Raw genomic sequence first — 22185 nt, forward strand, 5'->3', positions numbered from 1 at the left:
ATCCCGGACACACCGGACACGGCAAAGGCCGGGGCGCCTGCCCGGCGGTTTCTAGGGGTCGTTGCAACACCTGCTGGTTAGGTGGGTATTAGTAAATCACGCAGACGCTCGGCTGGAGTTTTCCAGCCGAGCGTTTTGCGTGGGCGGCCGTTGAGTTCCTGGGCTACGTGTTCGAGGTCTTCGGGGCCGTAGGCGGAAAGGTCCGTGCCTTTGGGGAAGTACTGGCGCAGCAGCCCGTTGGTGTTTTCGTTCGAGCCGCGTTGCCATGGGCTGGCCGGGTCGCAGAAGTAGACCTGCATGTCGGTGGCGAGGGTGAAGGTTTTGTGCCCTGCCATTTCCGCTCCCTGGTCCCAGGTCAGTGAGCCGCGCAGGTGCGCCGGCAGGGCGGCCATGGTGTTGATGAGTCCATCGCGGACGGTTTCGGCCGTGTGGTTCCCGGGCAGGTGGACGAGCATGACGTAGCGGGTGGTGCGTTCGACCAGGGTGCCGATCGCTGACTGGTTCAGCGCACCGGTGATGAGGTCTCCTTCCCAATGCCCGGGCACCGCGCGGTCCTCGACCTCTGGTGGCCGCTCGGAAATCATGACCATCGGATCCACGAACCTGGGGGTGCGTTGTTCCCCTGTCCGGTGGGATTTACGGCGGGTCCGGCCGGTGCGCAGCGCCGCCTGGACTTCGCGTTTAAGCCCGCCCCGCGCCTGGACGTAGAGGGACTGGTAAATCGTCTCGGGACTCACGCGCATCTCCGGGTTGTCGGGGAACTCCTCGACCAGTGTGTGGCTGATCTGTTCCGGTGACCAGCGTATGAGCAATTTCCCCTTCACATAGTCACGCAGGTCCGACCCGCCCGCGAGCTTGGCCATCTTGGGGCGTCTCCGGCGGGCGGCGGCTTTCCGGTGAGCCCCGTGCGGCAGATACCCCATCCGCGCATCGGCGTTCCGGCGCAGCTCCCGGCTGATCGATGACGGCGCACGACCAAGCGCCTGGGCGATTGCCCTGATTGAGGAGCCTGCGGCCTGCAGATCCCGGATCAGTTCCCGCTCCTGCACACTCAGAAACCGCGAATCGATGGTCTTCTCCAGCGCCGACACCGGCATCGCAGGAACGGGCGCCATTCCGAGCCCGGCAGCGGGCGTGGTCATTGTGGTCACACCACGTTTGTAATCGACCATGCGACCATCAGCGTAAATACGTCGGCCGTTGGACTTACGGATCCCAAGGTCCCACTCCGCCGCCGTCCTGGGATGCACGCCGACCATCGTGGCCGCCTCCCGCCGGCTCCAGCCGGTACCGCGCAACCGGAAGTACTCGTCCCGTCCCTGGTGCGGGCGCGCCCCCGGCTTCCCCTGACCTTTCAAGCCAGCTTTACGCACCCAGGCAGCGCACGTATCCGGGCTGAATCCAAGCTCCCTGGCCGCTGCCCGCGTGCTCCTCAGCCGGTCAAACACGGTAAAGAACTGATCCTTCTGTTCCTGGGTGTATCTCTTGCTGGTTCGTGGCTTTGCCGTTAAAGACGACACGGTCGTTGCAACTCCCAAAAATTCTGGGTGTTGCAACGACCGCTAGAACCCGCCCCCCGGCCTTTGCCGTGTCCGCGGAAGATTCCGCGCTGGAGAAGTGGCTAGTTGCTGCCGCTCTTCTCGAAGTAGTCGGAGCCGCCGACGTACTCGGTGTGGCCGCTCTCGACGTCGGCGGTGGCCATCTTGGCGACCTCGGCGGCGAATTCGTTGACGGAGTACAGCTTGCCGGCCTCCGCGCGGCGGGCCTCGATGGCGCCGGGGTTGGAGCGGTCCAGCAGGGTGGCGGTGACGGTGCCCTCAATCATGTCGCCGGAGACGACCACCAGGGAGATGCCCTTGTCGGCCAGGCTCGGGACCAGCTCGCGCAGCGCATCCTCGCCGGCGCGCTTGCTGCGGGCCACCGGCTCGTACTCGGGCATGGTGGGCACCGTGTCGATGAAGTGGGCCTGGTGGCTGGTGACGAACACGACGCGGGAACCCTCCGGCATCAGCGGCACGGCGGCGTTGAGCATGTTGACCTGGGCGTCCCGGTTGAGCTTGAGCGCGTAGCCCTCCTCCATGCCGCTTTCCATGCCGCCGGAGGCGTTGAGGACCAGCAGGTTCAGGGAGCCGAAGTTTTCCATGGCGACGCTGGCAAGGGCCTGGACGCCTTCCTGGGTGGTCAGGTCCGCCCCCACAGCGGCGGCCCGCCCGCCGGCGGCCTCGATCTCCGCGACGACCTTGTTGGCCCGCGGTGCCTTCTGGCGGTAGTTCACGATCACGGCGGCACCCTCGGCGGCCAGGAATTTCGCCACGTCAGCGCCGATGCCGCGCGACGAACCGGTGACGATCGCGGTCTTGTTCTCCAGCAGTCCCATTCGAGCTCCTTTGTTCCATCCATCCAAATTGCGTGGGGTCTGCTGTCCATCATGCCAGCGACGCCGGGCAAAGCGGTTGTACGGGACCCACAAAGAAGCCGGAGCAGCCTAGTTCCGGGGGCCGTCCGCGGAGTCCCCGGAACAAGCTGGCCGGGCCCGGCCGCCCGCGCGGAGGGACGGGCCCCCGGTAGGATCACACCGCCGGAAACCTAGCCCCGGTCCACCCGGATCTTTTTGCTGGCTTCCGCGGGGGCCGTTACCGGTGCGGGGGCGCGGACCTCGAGGACCCCGTCCTTGTAGGTGGCGGTAATGTCCTCTTCCTTCGCGCCGGCCGGCAGGGCGACGCTCCGCGAGAAGGAGCCGTAGCGGAACTCCGAGCGGTAGCCGTTCTTGCTCTTGTGCTCGGACTTCTCCTCGCGTTCGGCCCGGATGTGCAGCATGCCGTCGCTGACCGAGACGTCCACGTCCTCGTCCTGGTCGATGCCCGGGACCTCCGCGCGGACCACCAGGGTGCTGCCGTCCTGGAACTGCTCGACCTTCATGGACGGCGTCATGGACAGATCACCGTCGAGGAACCGGCGGACGGGTTCCAGCATGTCCGAGGGAGCCCATTTGCTGAGTTCGGTCACGATCTTTCCTCCTGGGTGCACGCCCCGCCTCGGTGTGGTGGGGGCTGTGCGTCCAGTACATGACGGCGCAGGCGGGGCGGCTAGGGCCAAAAGGCCGACGGCGGCGCCGGCCCCCGCAGGGTCCGGCGCCGCCGTCGTTCACTTCCGGGACGTACCCGGGGGGTAAGGCTAGTGGCCCATCCCGAGGCCGCCGTCGACCGGGATCACGGCGCCGGAGATGTAGGCGGCCTCGTCGCTGGCGATCCAGCGGACGACGTTGGCCACCTCCGATGCCTCAGCGAAGCGGCCGGCGGGAACCTTGGTCAGGTAGTCCTTCTGGGTGGCCTCCGGCAGTTCGGCGGTCATGTCCGTGTTGATGAAGCCGGGGGCCACCACGTTGGCGGTGATGCCGCGGCCGCCGAGTTCGCGGGTCAGCGAGCGGGCGATGCCCACGAGGCCGGCCTTGGAGGCGGAGTAGTTGATCTGGCCGGGGGCGCCGTAGAGGCCCGAGACGGAGGAGATCAGCACCACACGGCCCTTGCGCGCCCGGATCATGCCCTTGGAGGCGCGCTTGATGACGCGGAAGGCTCCGGTGAGGTTGGTGTCGATGACGGAGGTGAAGTCGTCCTCGCTCATCCGCATCAGCAGGGTGTCCTTGGTGATGCCGGCGTTGGCCACCAGCACCTCCACCGGGCCGTGGGCCGCCTCGACCTCGGCGAAGGCCGCGTCGACGGAGGCCTCGTCCGTCACGTCAGCTTTGACGCCCAGGATGCCCTCGGGCAGGGCGGATTCGCTGCGGTAGGTCACGGCCACCTTGTCACCGTTGGCGAGGAAGGACTCGGCGATGGCCAGTCCGATGCCGCGGTTGCCGCCGGTGATGAGGACGCTGCGTCCCGTGGAGCTTGCTTCGGTCATGGTGGTCTCCGGGATTCTGCGGCTCAGTGGCGCCGCTCGGGGCTGGGTTTCCTGCCTTCGATCTTAGCCAGTGTTCAGGGCCCGGCGCCGTTTGGGCGCTTCCGCCGATGGTGCGAGAATTGACGGTGAGCCTATGGAGCGTGATCTGACAGCTGTGACAAACAAGAACCGGCCCGGCGGCACCACGCCCGGCGAGGACTTCGAGGACACCGAGGTCCACAGCATCACCGACGCCGCCACCGCCCACTCGGAAGAGATGCGTTCGCGGATGGTCAAGTATGCCCTGGCTATGGGCATCCGCATGGTCTGCCTGGTTCTGATCTTCGTGGTGGACGGCTGGTTCAAGATCCTTCCGGTGATCGGGGCCGTGTTCCTGCCCTGGTTCGCGGTGGTGGTCGCCAACGGCAACGACCAGGCGGAGGTGCACAGCGAGTCGCTGATCGACTACGTGCCGCTGGGCCAGTTGGAGGGGCCGCCGCCGGCGGAGTCCTTCGGCGACATGCCCGACGACGGGCCGGTCACCCTGCTCCAGGGCGAGATCATCGACGACGACGATGACGACGAGAACCACAGACGGGCCGCTTCATGAACCTCCTCGACCTGGCCGGCGGGACCGCCGCGCCGGAGACCGCCATCTGCTCGCGCAAGGCGTGCCGTGCCGAGGCACAATGGCGGCTGCTCTGGAACAACCCGAAGATCCACACCCCCGACCGGCGCAAGACCTGGCTGGCATGCGGGGACCACCGCGAGTGGCTGGAGGATTACCTCCGGACCCGCGGCCTCTGGAAGGAAACCCTCCCCCTCGTGACTGACGAGTCCCCCGCGACCCCGGGCGGGGCCGCCTGAATGTACCGCTTTCTCTTTTCCAGCAAATGGCTGGGCTATTTGCTGCTGGCCGCCATCTTCGCCACGGCCTGCGTGTTTCTGGGCCGCTGGCAGATGGACCGCCGGGCCGAGACGCTGGCCGAGATCAACCGCGTCGTCTCGAACTACTCGGCCACCCCGTTGCCGTTCACCGAGGTACGTAATGAGTTTGTCCGGCTGGATCCGGAGCGCGAATGGACGCAGGTGGAGTTGCACGGCGTTTACGACACCGCGGGCCAGCGGGTGGTGCGAAACCGGCCCCTGAACGGCCAGCCCGGCTACGAGGTGGTCGTCCCGCTGAAGCTCGACAACGGCGACACCGTGGTGATCGACCGCGGCTGGCTGCCGATCGGCAACAAGACCCCCGGCAGTCCGGACTCGGTGCCGGCGCCGCCCGAAGGCAACGTCACGGTCGTCGCCCGGCTCAAGCCTTCGGAGCCGACCCTGCAGCGCGGGGCCCCGGAGGGGCAGCTGGCCTCCATCGACCTGCCCACGTACGCCGGACAGCTGGGCTACCCGGTGCTGACCGGCGCGTACGGACAGGTGGCCAGCGAGAGCCCTGCGGCCGCGACCATGCCGCTGGGCTTCCCGAAGCCGTCCACGGACGAGGGCACCCACCTGTCCTACTCGCTGCAGTGGTTCGCGTTCGGCGTGCTGATGTTCTTCGCTTTCGGTTACGCGGCCCGGCAGCAGGCGCGCAACGCCGCGATCGACGCCGAAGACGCCGAGGAGGCAGAGGCCCGGGGCGAGGCGGCGTACCACTCGGCCGCGAATGCGCCCCGCCGTCGTCCGGCTCCCCGGAAGCGGAAGAACGCCACGGCCGAGGAAGAGGAAGACGCCATCCTGGACGCCCAGGGCTTCTGAGCGAGGACAGCATGGCTTCCGATCCCGTGATTGGGGCCCAAGCGCAAGGTGCGGTGCACGCTAGCGGATCGGCACGGCTGATTTGCGTAGCGTGCGTCTAAGCGAGGAACGAGCGAGCACGCGGCAAATCGGGCGAGCCGGGCCGCGAAAGCGACCGGGGACGGCAGCCTAAGCCAGCGTGATCAGGTCCAGGTAGTCCTCGTTCCAGAGGTCCTCGACGCCGTCGGGCAGCATGACTACCCGCTCCGGGTTCAGCGCCTCGACGGCCCCCTCGTCGTGGCTGACCAGGACGACGGCGCCCGTGTAGTTGCGCAAGGCGCCGAGGATTTCGCCGCGGCTGGCGGGGTCCAGGTTGTTGGTGGGCTCGTCGAGGAGGAGCACGTTGGCGCTGGAGGCCACGATGGTGGCCAGCGCCAGTCGGGTCTTCTCACCGCCGGAGAGCACGCCGGCGGGCTTGTCGACGTCGTCCCCGGAGAACAGGAACGAGCCCAGGATGCCGCGGACCTCGGAGTCGTTCATGTCCGGCGCCGCGGAGCGCATGTTCTGCAGGACGGTGCGGTCGACGTCCAGGGTCTCGTGTTCCTGGGCGTAGTAGCCCACCTTGAGGCCGTGGCCGGCGACCACCTTGCCGGTGTCCGGCTTGTCCACCCCGGCGAGCATCCGCAGCAGGGTGGTCTTGCCGGCGCCGTTGAGGCCCAGGATGACCACCTTGGAGCCGCGGTCGATCGCGAGGTCGACGTCGGTGAAGATCTCCAGGGAGCCGTAGGACTTGCTGAGCCCGTCAGCGGTGAGCGGGGTCTTGCCGCAGGGCGACGGGTCCGGGAAGCGCAGGGCGGCCACCCGGTCGTTCTCGCGGACCGCCTCGAGGCCGCCGAGGAGGCGCTCGGCGCGCTTGGCCATGTTCTGCGCGGCAACCGCCTTGGTGGCCTTGGCACGCATCTTGTTGGCCTGGTCCATCAGGACCTGGGCCTTCTTTTCGGCGTTGGCGCGTTCGCGCTTGCGGGCCCGCTCGTCGGTCTCGCGCTGGGTCAGGTAGCGCTTCCAGTCCATGTTGTAGATGTCGATCTGCGCGCGGTTGGCGTCGAGCAGGAACACCTTGTTCACCGTGGCTTCGAGCAGCTCGGTGTCGTGGCTGATGACGATCAGGCCGCCCTGGTGGTTCTTGAGGAAGTCCCGGAGCCAGGCGATCGAGTCGGCGTCGAGGTGGTTGGTCGGTTCGTCCAGGAGCATGGTCTCGGCGTCCGAGTACAGGATGCGGGCCAGCTCCACGCGGCGGCGCTGGCCACCGGACAGGGTCTTCAGTGGCTGGTTCAGCAGCCGGTCCGGCAGGGCGAGGTTGGAGCAGATCGCGGCGGCCTCGGCCTCGGCGGCGTACCCGCCGGCGGCGAGGAACTCGGACTCCAACCGGTCGTAGCGGTTCATGGCCTTGCGCTGGATGGCAGGGTCGTCGCTGGCCATTTCCTCGTGCGCGGTGCGGAGCTTGCCGACGGCGATGTCCAGGCCGCGGGCGGAGAGGATCCGGTCGCGGGCCAGCTGCTCCATGTCCGGGGTGCGGGGATCCTGCGGCAGGTAGCCGATTTCGCCGCTGCGGGTCACCTTGCCGGCCGCCGGCAGCCCCTCGCCGGCGAGCACACGGGTCAGCGTGGTCTTACCTGCACCGTTTCGGCCTACGAGGCCGATCTTGTCTCCCTTGTCGATCCGGAAGCTCACCTGGTCCATAAGGAGGCGGGCGCCGGCGCGCAGTTCGAGATCCTGGACGGTAATCAATGCAGCTAAGGCCTTTCACAACAGGGAACGCCGCGGCGCGGCGGTCATGCCTGCAAGGCGCCGGGGCGGTGGGGCCGAGAACACGGCCTTTCCCAGTCTACCGGCAGCACCCCCGACGGCCCGCATCGGAGCGGTGGGCGGCCAGGCTGGCCACCTTTGGCGGAGTCCCCCAGCGCCGGGGCCCACCACTAGTGGAGGGGCTACAAAAACGGGTCCCCGCGCAGGACGTACCGTCGGAGTCAGGACCCGAATTCCGTGACGAACAGGACACAGCATGGCCAGCACCGAGAACACCTCCGCCCCGACCGGCACCCCCGCGGCGGCGCCCTCACCAGCCGTTCAGTCATCCACTGGTGACGGCACTGCCGGAACCGCTGTGGCACCCGCCGCACGCCGCCGCTGGGACGCCACCGACCTGGCCCTGGTGGCCGTCTTTGCCGCCCTGGTGGCGGGATCCGCCCTGGTCGCGGCCATCCCGGTAAGCGGGCTCGGCGTACCCATCACCCTGCAGACGCTGGCCGTCATCCTCACCGGACTGGCCCTGGGGCCGGCCCGGGCGTTCGCCGCCGTCGGCCTCTACCTGCTGCTGGGCTTCGCGGGCCTGCCCATCTTCAGCGGCGGCCGCGCCGGCCTCGGCGTGCTGGCCGGCCCCTCCGGCGGCTACATCATCGGCTTCCTGTTCGGCGCCACCGCCGTCGGCGCCCTGACCGCCGTCGTCCTCCGCCGGACCTCCGCGGTAGCGGCTGCGGGCCGACGCGGCACACTGCGCCCGGTGCTGCTGTTCTGCGCCGCCATGGCCGCCAGCATCGTCTTCATCCACGGCCTGGGCATCCTGGGCATGATGGTCAACGCCAAGCTGAGCCTGACGGCTGCGTTCCTGGCAGACCTGCCGTTCTACCCCGGGGACATCATCAAGAACGTCCTCGCCGTGATCATCGCCGTGGCCCTGCACCGGGCGTTTCCGGACCTGCTGCTGCGCCGGGTGCGGCGCGGCGCCGCCCGGCCGTGAGCATCGTCCTGGACCGTCCCGCGGTCCGGATTGACGTCGATGGCCGGGCCGAACCGAAGACCCTGCTGGAGCTGCCCGCGCTGACCCTGGCCGAGCACCGGATCGGGATCATCGGCGCCAACGGGTCGGGGAAGTCGACGCTGCTGCGGCTGCTGAACGGCCTGGTGCTTCCCACCGCGGGCCGGGTCACCGTGGGCGGCCTGGATACGGCCCGGGAGGTGCGGGCGGTGCGCCGCCGGGTGGGATTCGTCTTCACCGACCCGCTCTCCCAGCTGGTGATGCCCACGCCGCGGGAGGACGTGGAGCTCTCGCTGCGCCGCCTGGTGCGCAACGGCGCGGAACGGCATGCCAGGGCCGAAGCTGTGCTGGACCGTTTCGGCCTGCTGGGCCTGGCGGACCAGAGCGTCTACGAACTCTCCGGCGGGGAGCGGCAACTCGCGGCTTTGGCCGCCGTGCTGGCCGTGGAGCCGGAGATCCTGGTGCTGGACGAGCCGTCCACGCTGCTGGATCTGCGGAACCGTGAGCTGCTGCGTACCACCCTGGCCGGACTCGGGCAGCAGGTGGTCCTTTCCACCCACGACCTGGAGATCGCGGCGGACATGGACCGCGTGCTGGTGATCGACGCCGGGACGGTCGTCTTCGACGGTGCGGCGCCGGCGGCGGTGGACCGCTACCGCGCCCTGTGCGGGATGCCGGCGCGGCCGTGAGGGGCCACGGCTTCCTCCTGGCCGGCTACGTTCCCGGCCGCTCGATGGTGCACCGTGCCCCGTTGTGGACGAAGTTCCTGCTGGTGCTGCTCTGCGGCGCGGGGTCCTGGCTGGTCTCCGACTGGGCCGTGTCCGCGGCAGCCCTGGCCCTGCTGTCCGCCGTCTTCCTGGCCAGCGGTGCCGGGGTCCGGCGGCTGGCGACGGCGGTCCGTCCGGTGCTGCCGGTACTGGCGCTGGTGAGCGCGTTCCAGTGGTGGCAGCTGGGCGGCCCCACCGCGGCGCGGATCGTGCTGAATGTGCTGGTCTGCGTGGTGGCGGCCTCGATCGTGACGGCCACGACCCCGGTGCGGGAGCTGCTGGACGGCGCCGCCTCCCTCGCCCGGCCGTTGGAACGGTTCGGCGCGGATCCGGAGCGCTTCGCGCTGACGATCGCCATCATGGTGCGCAGCATCCCCTTCATCGCCGGGGCGTTCGCCGACGTCCGGGACTCCGCCCGGGCCCGCGGCCTGGAGCGCAATCCCCGGGCTTTGGTCCTGCCGGTCTTCATCACCACGGTGGCCTTCGCCCGGCAGACCGGTGAGGCGCTGGCCGCCCGCGGCCTGGGCGACGCCGACGCCGGCTAGGCGAGCCTCCGGTAGCGGAACAGTGCCGCCGTGCCCATGCCGCCGGCGATGCTGATCATCGCCAGCGCCAGTTGACCGTCTGTGCCGGCGCGCCGTGCCTGGGCGAGCAGCCGGGTCACGAGCACGGCCCCGGACGCTCCGTAGGCGTGGCCCAGTGCCAGGGCTCCCCCGTCCCGGTTGGCGCGGTTCGCGTCGATGCCCAGCCGGTCCAGGCAAGCCAGGGTCTGGGACGCGAAGGCCTCGTTGAATTCCACCAGGTCCACCGCGTCCGCCACTGTTCCGGTCCGGTCCAGCAGCCGGGCCGCCGCGTCGGCGGCGCCCAGGCCCAGGAGCCGTGGGTCCACCCCCGCTGTGTTCGTGCCGAGCACCAGCAGCCCGTCGTGGGCGCCCAGCTCACGGGCGCGGGCCAGGGAGGTGACCACGACGGCGGACGCGGCGTCCGCGTCGAAGCAGGAGTTCCCGGCCGTGACCGTCCCGCCGAAAACGAACGCGGCCGGGAAACGGGCGAGGACGGCCGGTGTCAGGGAGGCGCGCGGCCCGTCGTCGTCGGTCACCGTGCCGGTCCCGCCGTGCGGCTGCAGGTCCACCGGGACGGTTTCGGCGTCGAAGGCTCCCGCCGCGGCGGCCGCCAGGACCCGGCGGTGGCTGCGGAGCGCGAACTCGTCCTGCCGCTCCCGGCCGACGCCGCAGGCCTCCGCCACGTTCTCGGCGGCGGCGCCCATGTCAGGGTCGCCGAACCGCTCCGGCGCGAACCGGGCGCGGCGGTAAAAGACGGGTTTGCCGTCCGGGCCGCGGCGGGCGCGCAGCGGCGCGGCGCTAATGCTTTCCACGCCGCCGGCCAGGTATAGCTCCGTGCCGTCCCCGGCAGCGACCAGGCGGGAGGCCAGCACGATCGCGTCCAGACCGGAGCCGCACTGGCGGTCGACGGTGAGGCCGGGCACGGTAACGGGAAGGCCAGCCTCGAGGGCGGCGAGCCGCGCGACGTTCCCGCCGCCGCCCACCGCGTTGCCGATCACGACATCGCTGACCTGCGCGGCGGGGACGCCGGCGTCGGCCAGCAGCCGGCCCAGGACGGGGGCGAGGAGCCGGTGCGCCTCGAGCCGGCCGAACGCGCCGTGGGCACGGCGTACAGGAGTGCGGAGCGCCCCGATGATCACCGGCTGCCGCTCCGGGGGCAGCGCCGGGCACGGCTCAGCCAAGGCGCCGGGCCCGCGGGTCGCCGTCGGCAATCCAGGACAACAGCAGCGCCCGGCTGGGCTTGCCGCGGTCCGTCAGCGGCAGTTCCGCCAGGAGGTAGTAGTCCAGGGGACGTTTGCTGCGCGGCAGCATTGACTCCAGCCCGGTGCGCAGCTGCGTGGCGGATAGACCGCCGTGGGCCGGAACGACGCCCGCCACCAGCCGCTGCCCGCGGACCTCGTCGGCTTGTCCAGCCGCGACGGCGGACGCGACACCGGGAATGGAGGCGAGGGCCAGCTCCACCTCGTGCGGGTAGACGTTGGTGCCGGCGGTGTTGATCATCTCGGACCGGCGTCCCAGCAGGTGCAGGGCACCGTCCTGGAGGTAGCCCTGGTCGCCGACGGTGTACCAGCCGTTCACGGTCCGGAGGGCCGCGCCGTCGTCGCCCCAGAGGTAGCCGTCGCTGACCATGCCGCTGCGCACGCAGACGTCGCCGGGGGTTCCGTCCGGGACCGGGTTCCCAACCTCGTCCAGGACGCTGAGTTCGACGCCGGGAAACGGCGTGCCGATCAGGGTCCCGGCGGGCGGGGCCGCCGCGGAGCCGCCCGGGCAGAGGCCGCCGCCGGCCACGAAGCTTAGTTCCGCCGCGCCGTAGTACTCGAAGATGGTGGCGTTGGGGGCCCAGCGCCGGGCGGCCTCAAGGGTGCGGGCGTCCAGCTTCGAGCCGGCGCAGATGATGCTGCGCAGCCCGGAAGCATCCACGCCGCCGGCCAGGCCGCGTTCGCTGAGCAGCCGCAGCATGGTGGGGACCAGGACCAGCCGGGTGATCCCGTCGTGGCTGATGGCGGCGTGGGCGTCGCCGACGTCGAAGCCGGTCAGGGTGTGGAACTCGGTGCCGGCGTAGAGGCACTCGGCCAGCGCGTAGAGGTTCAGGCTGGCGGCCATGGTCCCGGGCGCGAGTGTCCGGTCGGCGGGCCGAAGGCCGAAGAACTCAATCGAGGACTCAAAGGAGACCTGCCAGGACCGGCGGGACCGGGTGAAGGCCTTGGGCAGGGACGTGGTGCCGGAGGTCAGCCCGATCAGGAACGGGGTGTCGGGCGGCCCGTCGACCAGGTCGCCGGCGGAGGCGCCACCGGCAGCAGGGTCGGAATCGTTGGGCTGGCCGCCGGCGTACTCCCCGATCCGCTCCGTGATGGCGGCGCGCAACGCCTCCGGCCACGTGGCGTCCAGGACGGCGCAGCGACGGGATCCCGCGACGGCGGCGGCGAACGCCGCGACGAAACCGGTGGAGTTGGGTTCGGCCAGCACGGATACCGGCGGCGCCGACGCAACCAGGCCGGCGGCCTCGTCCCGCAGCTGCGCCCAGGTCAGCCGCGCGCCGCCGACGACGACGGCGGTGTCGTCGGGGCGGAGGTCGGCCCAGCGCTGGAGTCGGTCGAGAAAAGGCATCGGGGCAACTTTACCGGGACGGCACCCCCGCGCGGGCAGGACCGGCTACTGTGACTGCATGAGCTTCAATGACAACGTCCAGCTTGACCCGTCCCAGGTGCAGGACCGCCGTGGCGGCGGCTCCGGCCTCAAGATCGGCGGCGGGATCGGCGTCGGCGTCGTCCTGCTGCTGGCCCTGCTTTTCGGCATTAACCCGAACGTCCTCGGCGGCCTGACCTCCGGCACCCAGGACCAGACGCAGAGCCAGGGCACCGCTCCCGCCTGCACCACCGGCGCGGACGCCAACAAACGGCTCGACTGCCGGATCAACGGCACGGTCAACAGCCTCAACGCGTTCTGGCCGGACTACCTGGCCCAGTACGGCAAGCAGTACCCCCGGCCCAAGACCGTGATCTTCGAGAACGCCACCAGCACCGGCTGCGGCAACGCCACCTCCGACGTCGGCCCGTTCTACTGCCCGGTGGACCGCACCGCGTACTTCGATCCCGGCTTCTTCCAAGAGCTCGTGGACCGGTTCGGTTCCTCCGGCGGACCCCTTGCCCAGGAGTACGTCGTCGCGCACGAGTTCGGCCACCACATCCAGAACCTGCTGGGCACCATCGACCGGGCGCAGCAGGACCCGCAGGGCCCCCAGTCCGGCGGCGTCCGCGTGGAGCTGCAGGCCGACTGCTACGCCGGCCTCTGGGTGAAGCACGCCACCACTACCAAGGATCCCGCCTCCGGCCAGCCGTTCCTCGCGGCCGTCACGGACAAGGACCTGCAGGACGCGCTGTCCGCGGCCTCTGCCGTGGGCGATGACCGGATCCAGAAGGCCGCCACCGGCCGCGTGTCCCCGGAGAGCTGGACGCACGGCTCCAGCGCCCAGCGGCAGAAGTGGTTCTACCAGGGCTACACCACCGGCGACATCAACCAGTGCGACACCTTCAAGGTCGCCGCTCCCTGACGCCGGCCTCCCGGCCAATAACGACGGCGGCCGCCCACCTTCGCTGTGAAGGTGGGCGGCCGCCGTCGTGGTTAAGCCGTTGCCCGGCGGCAGTGGGGCTTAGATGTTGAACCCGAGGGCGCGCATCTGGTCCCGGCCGTCCTCGGTGATCCGTTCCGGACCCCACGGCGGCATCCAGACCCAGTTCAGCCGCCAGTCGTCGACGATCCCGTCGAGGGCCTGGCCAACCTGCTCCTCGATCACGTCGGTGAGCGGGCACGCGGCCGTCGTCAGCGTCATGTCGATCAGCAGGGCGCCGTCGTCGTCGGAGTACTTCAGACCGTAGAGCAGGCCAAGGTCCACGATGTTAACCCCGAGTTCGGGGTCAATCACGTCCTTGAGCGCCTCCTCGACGTCCTCGAGGCCCGTGCGGGCCGTATTCGTTTCGGTCATGGCGTTTAGTCCTTACTAGACCTGTGCTGCCGCGTCGGCAGCGATGGTTGCAGCTCCGGCACCCTGGACGTAGCGGTCGTAGCCTTCTTCTTCGAGCCGGTCGGCCAGCTCGGGGCCGCCCTCCTCGACAACCTTGCCGTCGACGAACACATGCACGAATTCCGGCTTGATGTAGCGCAGGATCCGGGTGTAGTGCGTGATCAGCAGCGTGCCCATGTTGCCGCCGGACTGGGCGCGGTTGACACCCTCGGAGACGACCTTCAGAGCGTCTACGTCGAGGCCGGAGTCGGTCTCGTCGAGGATGGCGAACTTCGGCTTGAAGAGCTCGAGCTGGAGGATCTCCACCCGCTTCTTCTCACCGCCGGAGAAGCCCTCGTTGACGTTGCGCTGGGTGAAGTCGGCGTCGATGCGCAGCTGCTCCATGGCGGCCTTGACGTCCTTGGTCCAGGTGCGGAGCTTGGGAGCCTCCCCGTCGATGGCGGTCTTGGCGGTGCGCAGGAAGTTGGTCATGCTCACGCCGGGGACCTCCACCGGGTACTGCATGGCCAGGAAGAGGCCGGCGCGGGCGCGCTCATCGACGCTCATCTCCAGGACGTCTTCGCCGTCGAGGGTGATGGAGCCGCTGGTGACGTTGTAGCGCGGGTGGCCGGCGATGGTGGACGCCAGGGTGGACTTGCCGGAGCCGTTGGGGCCCATGATGGCGTGGATCTCGCCGGTCCGGATGGTCAGGCTGACGCCCTTCAGGATTTCCTTGGTGCCCTGCTCGGTGTCAATGCTGACGTGCAGGTCCTTGATCTCAAGAGTGGACATGTGTCGTGTTCTCCTCTGTCCGGCTGCCTCTGCGGCCGGATGGTTCTCGTCGAAAAAGTGTGGGTACTGCCTGTTGCGGTGGACTGCGGTGCGGCGGCGGTCAGCCGGCGTTGGGCGCCTCGGCGCCGTTCAGCACGGTGCTGACGTCGACGTAGACGTTGCCGTCCGCGATCGTGACGGCGAAGACGGGCACCGGGTCGTAGGCCGGCAGCTGCAGCGGCTGGCCGGAGCGCAGGTCGAACTGGGAGCCGTGGCCCCAGCACTCGATCGCGCACCCTTCCACCTCGCCCTCGGAGAGGGAGATATCCGCGTGCGAGCAGGTGTCCCCTATCGCGTGGATCTCCCCCATCGAGTCCTTGACCACGGCTACCGGGTAGTCGTCGATCAGGATCCGCAGGGCCTGCTTGACCTGGATTTCGCTGGCAGTGCATACCAGCTCGCCCTTGGGCTGTTCCGTCATGTGTCCGTCCTGTTCCGTGTCCGCCGCTGCCGCGCCCTAGTTGTCCGTCGCGGCGAGCTCGCGCTCGACGGCGGCCGTGAGGCGTTCCTCGATGGCGGGGACCTTGATCTGCTGGATGATCTCGTTCAGGAAGCCGCGGACCACCAGGCGGCGGGCCACCTTCTCCGGAATGCCGCGGGCCATCAGGTAGAACAGGTGCTCGTCGTCGAAACGGCCGGTGGCGCTGGCGTGGCCGGCGCCGGCGATCAGGCCGGTCTCGATTTCCAGGTTCGGCACGGAGTCGGCGCGGGCGCCGTCGGTGAGGACCAGGTTGCGGTTGGCCTCGTACGTGTCGGTGCCTTCGGCTTCCTTGCGGATCAGGACGTCACCCACCCACACGGTGTGCGCGTTCTTGCCCTGCAGCGCGCCCTTGTAGAGCACGTTGGACTTGCAGTTGGCGACGGCGTGGTCGACGAAGAGGCGCTGCTCCAGGTGCTGGCCGGCATCGGCGAAGTACAGCCCGTACATTTCGGCTTCGGCGCCGGGGGCGGTGAAGCGGGCCGACGGCGTGACGCGGACCAGGTCGCCGCCGAGGCTGACGACGATGTGCTTGAACTTGGCGTCGCGGCCGAGCTTGGCCTGCTGGGAGGAGGCGTGGACGGAGTCGTCCGACCATTCCTGCAGCGAGATCACGGTCAGTTCGGCGCCGTCCTCGACCAGGATTTCGACGTTCTCGGAGACGACGGCGCTGCCCTGGTGGTCCAGGACGACGACGGCCTTGGAGAACTTCTCCGCGGTGATGACGATGTGCTGCGCGGCCGGGGCGTCGCCCTGGCCGGTGAGCACGAGGGTGACCTCACCCTCGGCCTGGACCTCGGCCGGGATGGTGACGGCGGTGGCGCCGGCGAAGTTCTCCCAGGCGTTGGCGGAGACCCGGTCCTCCGGGATCGCTGCGGAGCCGATGCGGGCGTCGCCGCGGTCCAGGGTCTCGACCCGGACGCTGTCCGGTGCGGTGACGGCAACGGCCGGGGCCGCGCCGTTCAGGACCTCGGTGTGCAGGCCGCGGAGCCGCTTGAGCGGGGTGAACCGCCAGTCCTCCTCCATGCCGGTCAGCGGCTTGAAGTCCGCCAGCGTGTAGGAGGTCAGACGGCCGGCGCGCGAGCTGTCCGGGACGCCGACGCCGCCGCCGTGCGAGTGGGCCTTGACGGCGTCCCCGCCCAGCGGCGCCTTGGAATCGGCGGTGTTCAGCGGGGAGAGGTTTTCGCCCTCCTCGGTGAAGCCGTCGATCAGCGGCTGGGTCGAGGGCGCGCCGATGCGGGCCTTTTCAGTAGTGATGTCAGTCATTAACCGACCGATCCTTCCATCTGCAGTTCAATCAGGCGGTTCAGCTCCAGCGCGTACTCCATGGGAAGCTCACGGGCGATCGGCTCGATGAAGCCGCGCACGATCATGGCCATGGCCTCGTCCTCGCGCATGCCGCGGGACATCAGGTAGAAGAGCTGCTCTTCGCTGACGCGGGAGACGGTCGCCTCGTGCCCCATGACGACGTCGTCCTCGCGGATGTCGATGTAGGGATAGGTGTCCGAGCGGCTGATGGTGTCCACCAGCAGGGCGTCACAGCGCACGGTGTTGGCCGAGTGCTTGGCGCCTTCGCGGACCTGGACCAGGCCGCGGTAGGCGGCGCGGCCGCCGCCGCGGGCCACAGACTTGGAGATGATCGAGCTCTTGGTGTTCGGCGCGATGTGGACCATCTTGGAGCCGGTGTCCTGGTGCTGGCCCTCGCCGGCGAACGCGATCGAGAGGGTCTCGCCCTTGGCGCCCTCGCCGACCAGGTAAACGGCCGGGTACTTCATGGTGACCTTGGAGCCGATGTTGCCATCGACCCACTCCATGGTGGCGCCCTCTTCGCAGATGGCGCGCTTGGTGACCAGGTTGTACACGTTGTTGGACCAGTTCTGGATGGTCGTGTAGCGGACGCGGGCGCCCTTCTTGACGACGATCTCGACGACGGCGGAGTGCAGCGAGTCCGAGGTGTAGATCGGCGCGGTGCAGCCTTCGATGTAGTGGACGTAGGAGTCCTCGTCGGCGATGATCAGGGTCCGCTCGAACTGGCCCATGTTCTCGGTGTTGATCCGGAAGTAGGCCTGCAGCGGGATGTCCACGTGGACGCCCTTGGGCACGTACACGAAGGAACCGCCGGACCAGACGGCCGTGTTCAGCGAGGCGAACTTGTTGTCGCCCACCGGGATGATGGTGCCGAAGTACTCCTGGAAGATCTCCGGGTGCTCGCGCAGGGCGGTGTCGGTGTCCAGGAAGATGACGCCCTGGGCCTCGAGGTCCTCGCGGATCTGGTGGTAGACAACCTCGGACTCGTACTGGGCGGCGACGCCGGAGACGAGGCGGCTGCGCTCGGCTTCCGGGATGCCCAGCTTCTCGTAGGTGTTCCGGATGTCCTCGGGCAGGTCTTCCCAGCTGGCGGCCTGCTTCTCGGTGGACCGCACGAAGTACTTGATGTTGTCGAAGTCGATGCCGGAGAGGTCCGCGCCCCAGGTGGGCATGGGCTTGCGGTCGAAGTACTTCAGGCCCTTGAGGCGAAGGTCGAGCATCCATTCGGGCTCGTTCTTCTTGGCCGAGATGTCACGGACGACCTCCTCGTCGATGCCACGGCGGGCGTTGGCGCCGACGTCGTTCTTGTCGGCCCAGCCGTACTCGTAGGTGCCAATTCCGTGCAGCTCGGGGTTCTTTTCCAGAATCTCCGAAATCACAGTGGATTCAGCAACCTTCTTCTCTGATAGTTGGTCCGTCATCACGGCCTTTCTTGCAGATGGTTGGATACTTCGTCCGGGTTGCCCGGAGCATCGGGACCGGTGGTCCCGACGGCGGCCGGACGGCCCGTAGGTATGTGGGTGGTGCAGACGTGGCCGCCGCGCGCCAGGGTGGAGAGCCGGCGGACGTCGACGCCGACCAGCCGGGAGAACACCTCGGTCTCGACGTCGCAGAACACGGGGAACTGGGCGGCGAGCTGCTGGATCGGGCAGTGGCCCTGGCACAGCTGGACGCTGGAAAGCGCCGCTGGCAGGGGTGCATTGGCCTCGATCGTCTGGGCGGACGCGACGAAGCCGTCCCGGCTCAGGGCGTCGGAGAGTGCCTGGGCGCGGGCGGTGATGTCGCTGCCCGCGGCCTCGATCGCGGGGGCGTAGCGGTGCTCCATCGCCTCGAAGCGTTCGACGGCGAACTCCCGGACGGCGTCGTCCCCGGCGGCCGCGCCGAGGCGGCGAAGGGCGGAGGCGGCGATGTCCAGGTAGTCGTTGCCGAGGCTGGACTGGCCCTGGGAGCTCAGCACGTAGCGGCGGGCGGGACGGCCGGCCCCGGCGCCCGCGCGCGCGACGCGCTTGACCTCGATGACACCGCGGCGGGACAGGTGGTCCAGGTGCCGGCGGACGGCGGCCGGGGTGAAGCCCAGCAGTTCGCCGAGCTCGGCCGCACTGATCGGGCCATGCTCCAGTACCGCGCTCAGCACGCGGTCCCGGGTGCGCTCCTCGGCGTCCGCGGCGGTGACCGGCGGCACTGGAGTTTCCCGCGACCCGGGGCCCGGGCGCGCCTGATCCCCACGCGCGGGAGGCGCGGCGGAAGCAGTCACAGAACTCATGGAATACACAACATAATCATGTCGTAATTTAGTCCGGCGTTCCAGTAAGGCATGGCTTCCCCGGCGGCGGCGACCCTCACGACCCGGGTCACGGCCTGCTCCCAGCTTCGCGACCTACTACATCCCGTAGAATGTTCCGGTGCGATCTCCCGAATCCCCCGCCCTGACCATTCAGGGTCTCATCAAGGATGTTGGCCCCGTCCCCAGCCTGGACGGCAAGATGCTGCGGGTGGTCAGCGACGTGTCCCTGGTGGCCGAGCGCGGCCAGGTGACGGCCCTGCTGGGCGCCAACGGCGCGGGCAAGACCACCACCATCGAGTGCGCCCAGGGAATGCAGAAGCGCACCGGGGGCAGCATCAGCCTGCTGGGACAGGACCCGGACACCGCGGGCGCCGAGCTGCGCTCCCGGGTGGGGGTAATGCTGCAGGACGGCGGCCTCCCGCCGTCGGCCCGTCCCATTCCTCTGCTCCACCACATCGCCGGGATGTACCGCGACCCCTGGCCGGTCGAGGACCTCGTGGCCCGGCTGGGCATCGACAGCTTCAGCCGCACCGGCGTGCGGCGCCTCTCCGGCGGGCAGAAGCAGCGGCTGGCCCTCGCCGCCGCCCTGGCCGGCCGGCCTGAGGTCCTGTTCCTCGACGAGCCCAGCGCGGGCCTGGACCCCCAGTCCCGCCAGCTGGTCTTCGACCTGATCGGCGAGCTCCGCGACAGCGGCATGGCCATCATCCTCACCACCCACCTGATGGATGACGCGCAGCGGCTGGCCGACTACGTCTACATCATCGACAACGGCCGCAACGTCGCCGAGGGCACCGTCGCCCAGCTCCTGCGCCACGAACTGACCCCCGACGCCCCCGGCGGCAACGTTCGCACCCTGCTCTTCGAAGCCGAGCCGGGCCTGGACCTGACCGGCGTGATGCCCGCCGCCGTCGACGTCCGCGAGACCCGGGCCGGCAGCTACAGCGTCTCCGGCGCCCTGACCCCGGCCGACCTGGCCGCCGTCACCGCCTGGTGGGCAGCCCGCGGCATCATGCCGGCCTCGATGAGCCTGGCCGCCCGCAGCCTGGAGGACGTGTTCCTCGACATCTCCGGAAGGGAGACCCGATGAGCTCCGCCCCCGCCCCGCAGGCCGCCACGGCGCCCGCCCCGCTGGGCAGCGAACCCGCGCCGCTGGTCCGCCGCATCCTGCTGCAGGGCCGCTATGAGACGGTCACCATGCTGCGCAACGGCGAACAGCTGATCCTGGCCGTCATCCTGCCGCTGATGGCCCTGATCGGCCTGGCCGTCACTCCCCTGCTGGACGGCCTCGGCCACAGCCGGGTCAACATCGCCGTGCCCGGCATCCTGGCCCTGTGCGCCATGTCGACGGCGTTCACCGGGCAGGGCATCGCCACCGGCTTCGACCGCCGGTACGGGGTGCTGCGCTTCCTCTCCAGCACGCCCCTGGGACGCACCGGGCTGATCGTCGGCAAGATCCTGGCCGTGCTGGCCGTGCTGGTGGTCCAGGTGCTGGTGGTCACCGCCGTCGCCCTGCCGATGGGCTGGCGTCCCGAAGCCGCCGGGCTGCTGCCCGCCCTGCTGCTGCTGGTCCTGGGTGCCGCCGCCTTCACCTCGCTCGGCCTGCTGGTGGCGGGCACCGTGCGGCCGGAGGCCACGCTGGCCATCACCAACCTGCTCTGGATCCTCCTCGGCGCGCTCGGCGGCATCGTCCTGCCCGCCGAACGGCTCCCCGCCCTGGCCCAGGCGGTGGTGCACTTCCTGCCCTCCGGCGCGCTGGGCCAGGCGCTCCGCGACGCGCTCCTGACCGGCACCGTCAATGGTTTTGCCGTCCTTATCCTGCTGCTGTGGACGGCCCTCGCCGGCGCCGCGGCGGCCCGTTGGTTCAAGTGGAATTGAGAATGATGTGAGCACGGTATCCCGCCCCGCCCGGATCCTGTCCCGGATGTCCTCCCGGCTGCCCACCACCGTCAACCCGGCGATCCGCCGGCTGGCGCTGCTGTCGCTGATCGGCCAGACCGTCCTGGTGGTCACCGGCGGCGCCGTCCGCCTCACCGCCTCCGGCCTCGGCTGCCCCACCTGGCCGCGCTGCACCAGCGACTCCCTGGTCAACACCCCGGAGATGGGCATCCACGGCTTCATCGAGTTCGGCAACAGGCTCCTGACCTTCGCCCTCGCCGCAGTGGCCGTCGCCATGCTGGTCTACCTGTGGAACCTCCGCAAGGACCGCCGCGACCTGTTCCTGCTGGCCCTGGGCCTGCTGGCCAGCATCCCCGCGCAGGCCATCATCGGCGGCATCACCGTCCTGACCCGCCTGAACCCCTGGGTGGTGGGCCTGCACTTCCTGGTCTCGATGGCCCTCGTGGTGCTCGCGACCCTCCTCGTCAACCGCGCCTACGGCCGGACCGGCCGGGCCCGCAACCGAACCCTCCCGGCCCTGCCGGGTGCCGCGCGGCCGGTGCTGACCGCCGCCGCCCTGTTCTCCGCCGTCGCCGTCTGCCTCGGCGTCGTGGTGACCGGTGCCGGGCCGCACGCCGGTGACGCCGACGCCCCGCGCAACAACCTCGACTGGGACCTCGTCTCCCACATCCACGCCGTCCCGGCCTACCTGGTCACCGCCGGCGCCCTGTTCGGCGTCTACCTGGTGCTCCGCGGCAGGATCACCGGGCCGTTCCGGACCGCCGCGTTCCTGCTCCTGGGTGTCACGGTCCTGCAGGCGGTCATCGGCTTCACGCAGTACTACAACGGCATCCCCGCGCTCCTGGTGGCCGCGCACATGCTCGGCGCCGCCCTGCTGATGGCGGCCTCCACCAACGCAGCGGACCTGGCTCACAGCAGCCCCCGGGCCTGACCCGGTACCCTGACCCTGTAACCGCCGGAATCACGGCGGAGGAGGGCAGGGAATGTGGGCGCGGTCGTCGAGGGAATCCTGAACATCAGCCCGGCGCTGGCCTTCACCATCGTGGCCTGCCTCGTCTTCGCCGAGGACGCCATCTTCGTGGGCTTCGTGATCCCGGGTGAGACCGCGGCCGTCCTCGGCGGCGTCATCTCCAGCCGCGGCGAGGTCCCGCTCTGGGGCATGGCCGCCGTCGTCGTCGCCGCCGCGATCGCCGGGGACACCGTGGGCTACGAGATCGGCAAGCATGTGGGCCCGCGGCTGTTGGACATACGGATCATGAAGCGGCGCCGCCGCGGCCTGGCCAAGGCCCAGGCGTTCCTGCGCCGGCGCGGCGGCTCGGCGGTGTTCCTGGGCCGGTTCGTGGCGTTCTTCCGCGCCGTGATGCCGGCGCTGGCCGGAGCCTCACGGATGCATTACCCGCGGTTCCTGGCCTTCAACGCCGCCGGCGGCCTGGTCTGGGGCGCGGGATTCGTGCTGCTGGGCTTCTTCGCGGGCAACTCCTACGACGCCGTCGCCAAGGCAGCCGGGCAGGACATCACCGCGGTCATCGTGGTGCTGGGAATCGCCGGCCTCATTATCTGGCACCTGCGGCGCTCCCGCAGGGCACGGCGCGAACCGGAACCGGCGGCCTCCGAGGAGGCCTAGCGGACCGATCCC

The 22185-nt window shown here is 69.8% G+C and carries 24 protein-coding genes; 11 read left to right on the forward strand and 13 right to left on the reverse strand.

Translation table 11 applies throughout. The features are described 5' to 3' along the window. Positions 1-77: 77 nt before the first annotated feature. The 4 genes from ABC337_RS17250 to ABC337_RS17265 form a co-directional block, all read right to left on the reverse strand. Positions 78-1520: an IS30 family transposase gene (locus ABC337_RS17250; protein ID WP_487247082.1), complete on the reverse strand. Its 1443-nt coding sequence runs from the start codon at positions 1518-1520 to the stop codon at positions 78-80. 101 nt (positions 1521-1621) lie between these two features. Continuing rightward, a complete protein-coding gene (locus tag ABC337_RS17255; protein WP_412882929.1) occupies positions 1622-2377 on the reverse strand; it encodes an SDR family oxidoreductase in 756 nt (251 codons plus the stop codon). Between the two features lie 209 nt (positions 2378-2586). Then, positions 2587-3006: an Hsp20/alpha crystallin family protein gene (locus ABC337_RS17260; protein WP_412882928.1), complete on the reverse strand. Its 420-nt coding sequence runs from the start codon at positions 3004-3006 to the stop codon at positions 2587-2589. Positions 3007-3174: 168 nt separating this feature from the next. After that, on the reverse strand, positions 3175-3900 hold the full coding sequence (locus ABC337_RS17265; RefSeq protein WP_412882927.1) for a beta-ketoacyl-ACP reductase: 726 nt from the start codon (positions 3898-3900) through the stop codon (positions 3175-3177). A gap of 133 nt (positions 3901-4033) precedes the next feature. Here ABC337_RS17265 and ABC337_RS17270 point away from each other — a divergent pair, with 133 nt between their 5' ends. Genes ABC337_RS17270 through ABC337_RS17280 form a run of 3 tightly spaced genes read left to right on the forward strand, consistent with a single transcriptional unit; the run spans position 4034 to position 5628 of the window. Next, positions 4034-4489, forward strand: coding sequence for a DUF3099 domain-containing protein (locus tag ABC337_RS17270; RefSeq protein ID WP_412882926.1), 456 nt, complete (start codon positions 4034-4036; stop codon positions 4487-4489). Further along, positions 4486-4746 (forward strand): hypothetical protein, encoded by a 261-nt coding sequence (locus ABC337_RS17275; protein WP_412882925.1) that lies wholly within the window; start codon positions 4486-4488, stop codon positions 4744-4746. Before ABC337_RS17270 ends, ABC337_RS17275 begins: the two co-directional genes overlap by 4 nt. Then, complete coding sequence (locus ABC337_RS17280) at positions 4747-5628, forward strand: SURF1 family cytochrome oxidase biogenesis protein (protein WP_290258901.1); 882 nt, start codon at positions 4747-4749, stop codon at positions 5626-5628. It abuts the gene before it with no gap. Positions 5629-5796: 168 nt separating this feature from the next. On the opposite strand, the gene ABC337_RS17285 is transcribed toward ABC337_RS17280, so the two are convergent. Continuing rightward, positions 5797-7395 carry an ABC-F family ATP-binding cassette domain-containing protein gene (locus ABC337_RS17285; protein ID WP_412882924.1) on the reverse strand — a complete coding sequence of 533 codons (1599 nt, stop codon included), beginning with the start codon at positions 7393-7395 and terminating at the stop codon, positions 5797-5799. A gap of 274 nt (positions 7396-7669) precedes the next feature. On the opposite strand from ABC337_RS17285, the gene ABC337_RS17290 reads away from it, so the two are divergent. From ABC337_RS17290 to ABC337_RS17300, 3 genes are read left to right on the forward strand one after another with little or no spacing between them, the layout of a single operon-like run. After that, positions 7670-8404 (forward strand): biotin transporter BioY, encoded by a 735-nt coding sequence (locus ABC337_RS17290; RefSeq protein ID WP_412882923.1) that lies wholly within the window; start codon positions 7670-7672, stop codon positions 8402-8404. Further along, complete coding sequence (locus tag ABC337_RS17295) at positions 8401-9111, forward strand: energy-coupling factor ABC transporter ATP-binding protein (RefSeq protein WP_412882922.1); 711 nt, start codon at positions 8401-8403, stop codon at positions 9109-9111. The genes ABC337_RS17290 and ABC337_RS17295 overlap by 4 nt, the downstream gene beginning before the upstream one ends. After that, complete coding sequence (locus tag ABC337_RS17300; protein ID WP_412882921.1) at positions 9108-9734, forward strand: energy-coupling factor transporter transmembrane component T family protein; 627 nt, start codon at positions 9108-9110, stop codon at positions 9732-9734. The genes ABC337_RS17295 and ABC337_RS17300 overlap by 4 nt, the downstream gene beginning before the upstream one ends. Here the strand turns inward: ABC337_RS17300 and ABC337_RS17305 are convergent. Both ABC337_RS17305 and ABC337_RS17310 read right to left on the reverse strand, forming a co-directional pair. Continuing rightward, positions 9731-10933 carry a thiolase family protein gene (locus ABC337_RS17305; RefSeq protein WP_412882920.1) on the reverse strand — a complete coding sequence of 401 codons (1203 nt, stop codon included), beginning with the start codon at positions 10931-10933 and terminating at the stop codon, positions 9731-9733. The genes ABC337_RS17300 and ABC337_RS17305 overlap by 4 nt on opposite strands. Then, a complete protein-coding gene (locus ABC337_RS17310; protein WP_412882919.1) occupies positions 10926-12359 on the reverse strand; it encodes a class I adenylate-forming enzyme family protein in 1434 nt (477 codons plus the stop codon). Before ABC337_RS17310 ends, ABC337_RS17305 begins: the two co-directional genes overlap by 8 nt. Positions 12360-12417: 58 nt before the next feature. On the opposite strand from ABC337_RS17310, the gene ypfJ reads away from it, so the two are divergent. Continuing rightward, positions 12418-13302: a KPN_02809 family neutral zinc metallopeptidase gene (ypfJ, locus tag ABC337_RS17315; RefSeq protein ID WP_412882918.1), complete on the forward strand. Its 885-nt coding sequence runs from the start codon at positions 12418-12420 to the stop codon at positions 13300-13302. A 99-nt stretch (positions 13303-13401) separates the two neighbouring features. On the opposite strand, the gene ABC337_RS17320 is transcribed toward ypfJ, so the two are convergent. From ABC337_RS17320 to ABC337_RS17345, 6 genes are all read right to left on the reverse strand, one after another. Then, entirely contained in the window at positions 13402-13734 is a 333-nt protein-coding gene (locus ABC337_RS17320; protein ID WP_290257901.1) for a metal-sulfur cluster assembly factor, read from the reverse strand. Positions 13735-13749: 15 nt separating this feature from the next. After that, on the reverse strand, positions 13750-14544 hold the full coding sequence (gene sufC, locus ABC337_RS17325; protein WP_412882917.1) for a Fe-S cluster assembly ATPase SufC: 795 nt from the start codon (positions 14542-14544) through the stop codon (positions 13750-13752). A 100-nt stretch (positions 14545-14644) separates the two neighbouring features. Next, positions 14645-15004, reverse strand: coding sequence for a non-heme iron oxygenase ferredoxin subunit (locus ABC337_RS17330; protein ID WP_412882916.1), 360 nt, complete (start codon positions 15002-15004; stop codon positions 14645-14647). Between the two features lie 36 nt (positions 15005-15040). Then, the gene (gene sufD, locus ABC337_RS17335) at positions 15041-16327 is read right to left on the reverse strand and encodes a Fe-S cluster assembly protein SufD (protein ID WP_412893297.1); all 1287 of its coding nucleotides are present in this window, start codon (positions 16325-16327) and stop codon (positions 15041-15043) included. After that, positions 16327-17790, reverse strand: coding sequence for a Fe-S cluster assembly protein SufB (sufB, locus tag ABC337_RS17340; RefSeq protein ID WP_290257905.1), 1464 nt, complete (start codon positions 17788-17790; stop codon positions 16327-16329). Before sufB ends, sufD begins: the two co-directional genes overlap by 1 nt. Further along, positions 17790-18632, reverse strand: coding sequence for a helix-turn-helix transcriptional regulator (locus ABC337_RS17345; RefSeq protein WP_412882915.1), 843 nt, complete (start codon positions 18630-18632; stop codon positions 17790-17792). Before ABC337_RS17345 ends, sufB begins: the two co-directional genes overlap by 1 nt. A gap of 139 nt (positions 18633-18771) precedes the next feature. Here ABC337_RS17345 and ABC337_RS17350 point away from each other — a divergent pair, with 139 nt between their 5' ends. The 4 genes from ABC337_RS17350 to ABC337_RS17365 are packed head-to-tail and all read left to right on the forward strand — an operon-like array spanning position 18772 to position 22173. Next, the gene (locus ABC337_RS17350; RefSeq protein WP_412882914.1) at positions 18772-19740 is read left to right on the forward strand and encodes an ABC transporter ATP-binding protein; all 969 of its coding nucleotides are present in this window, start codon (positions 18772-18774) and stop codon (positions 19738-19740) included. Further along, the gene (locus ABC337_RS17355) at positions 19737-20528 is read left to right on the forward strand and encodes an ABC transporter permease (protein ID WP_412882913.1); all 792 of its coding nucleotides are present in this window, start codon (positions 19737-19739) and stop codon (positions 20526-20528) included. The genes ABC337_RS17350 and ABC337_RS17355 overlap by 4 nt, the downstream gene beginning before the upstream one ends. Positions 20529-20535: 7 nt before the next feature. After that, positions 20536-21480, forward strand: a complete 945-nt coding sequence (locus tag ABC337_RS17360) for a COX15/CtaA family protein (RefSeq protein ID WP_412882912.1) — start codon at positions 20536-20538, stop codon at positions 21478-21480. A gap of 54 nt (positions 21481-21534) precedes the next feature. After that, positions 21535-22173 (forward strand): DedA family protein, encoded by a 639-nt coding sequence (locus ABC337_RS17365; RefSeq protein ID WP_412882911.1) that lies wholly within the window; start codon positions 21535-21537, stop codon positions 22171-22173. Positions 22174-22185 lie beyond the last annotated feature (12 nt).

This window comes from Arthrobacter phoenicis, assembly GCF_047238215.1.
Taxonomy (GTDB): domain Bacteria; phylum Actinomycetota; class Actinomycetes; order Actinomycetales; family Micrococcaceae; genus Arthrobacter.

Excerpts from the sequence above, each read along its gene's own strand:
- ABC337_RS17290 (WP_412882923.1), top strand. The coding sequence starts at position 7,670 with ATGGCCAGCACCGAGAACACCTCCGCCCCGACCGGCACCCCCGCGGCG.
- ABC337_RS17280 (WP_290258901.1), top strand. The coding sequence starts at position 4,747 with ATGTACCGCTTTCTCTTTTCCAGCAAATGGCTGGGCTATTTGCTGCTG.
- ABC337_RS17330 (WP_412882916.1), bottom strand. The coding sequence starts at position 15,004 with ATGACGGAACAGCCCAAGGGCGAGCTGGTATGCACTGCCAGCGAAATC.
- sufD (WP_412893297.1), bottom strand. The coding sequence starts at position 16,327 with ATGACTGACATCACTACTGAAAAGGCCCGCATCGGCGCGCCCTCGACC.
- ABC337_RS17345 (WP_412882915.1), bottom strand. The coding sequence starts at position 18,632 with ATGAGTTCTGTGACTGCTTCCGCCGCGCCTCCCGCGCGTGGGGATCAG.
- ypfJ (WP_412882918.1), top strand. The coding sequence starts at position 12,418 with ATGAGCTTCAATGACAACGTCCAGCTTGACCCGTCCCAGGTGCAGGAC.
- ABC337_RS17255 (WP_412882929.1), bottom strand. The coding sequence starts at position 2,377 with ATGGGACTGCTGGAGAACAAGACCGCGATCGTCACCGGTTCGTCGCGC.
- sufB (WP_290257905.1), bottom strand. The coding sequence starts at position 17,790 with ATGACGGACCAACTATCAGAGAAGAAGGTTGCTGAATCCACTGTGATT.
- ABC337_RS17270 (WP_412882926.1), top strand. The coding sequence starts at position 4,034 with ATGGAGCGTGATCTGACAGCTGTGACAAACAAGAACCGGCCCGGCGGC.
- ABC337_RS17355 (WP_412882913.1), top strand. The coding sequence starts at position 19,737 with ATGAGCTCCGCCCCCGCCCCGCAGGCCGCCACGGCGCCCGCCCCGCTG.
- sufC (WP_412882917.1), bottom strand. The coding sequence starts at position 14,544 with ATGTCCACTCTTGAGATCAAGGACCTGCACGTCAGCATTGACACCGAG.
- ABC337_RS17275 (WP_412882925.1), top strand. The coding sequence starts at position 4,486 with ATGAACCTCCTCGACCTGGCCGGCGGGACCGCCGCGCCGGAGACCGCC.
- ABC337_RS17310 (WP_412882919.1), bottom strand. The coding sequence starts at position 12,359 with ATGCCTTTTCTCGACCGACTCCAGCGCTGGGCCGACCTCCGCCCCGAC.
- ABC337_RS17265 (WP_412882927.1), bottom strand. The coding sequence starts at position 3,900 with ATGACCGAAGCAAGCTCCACGGGACGCAGCGTCCTCATCACCGGCGGC.
- ABC337_RS17320 (WP_290257901.1), bottom strand. The coding sequence starts at position 13,734 with ATGACCGAAACGAATACGGCCCGCACGGGCCTCGAGGACGTCGAGGAG.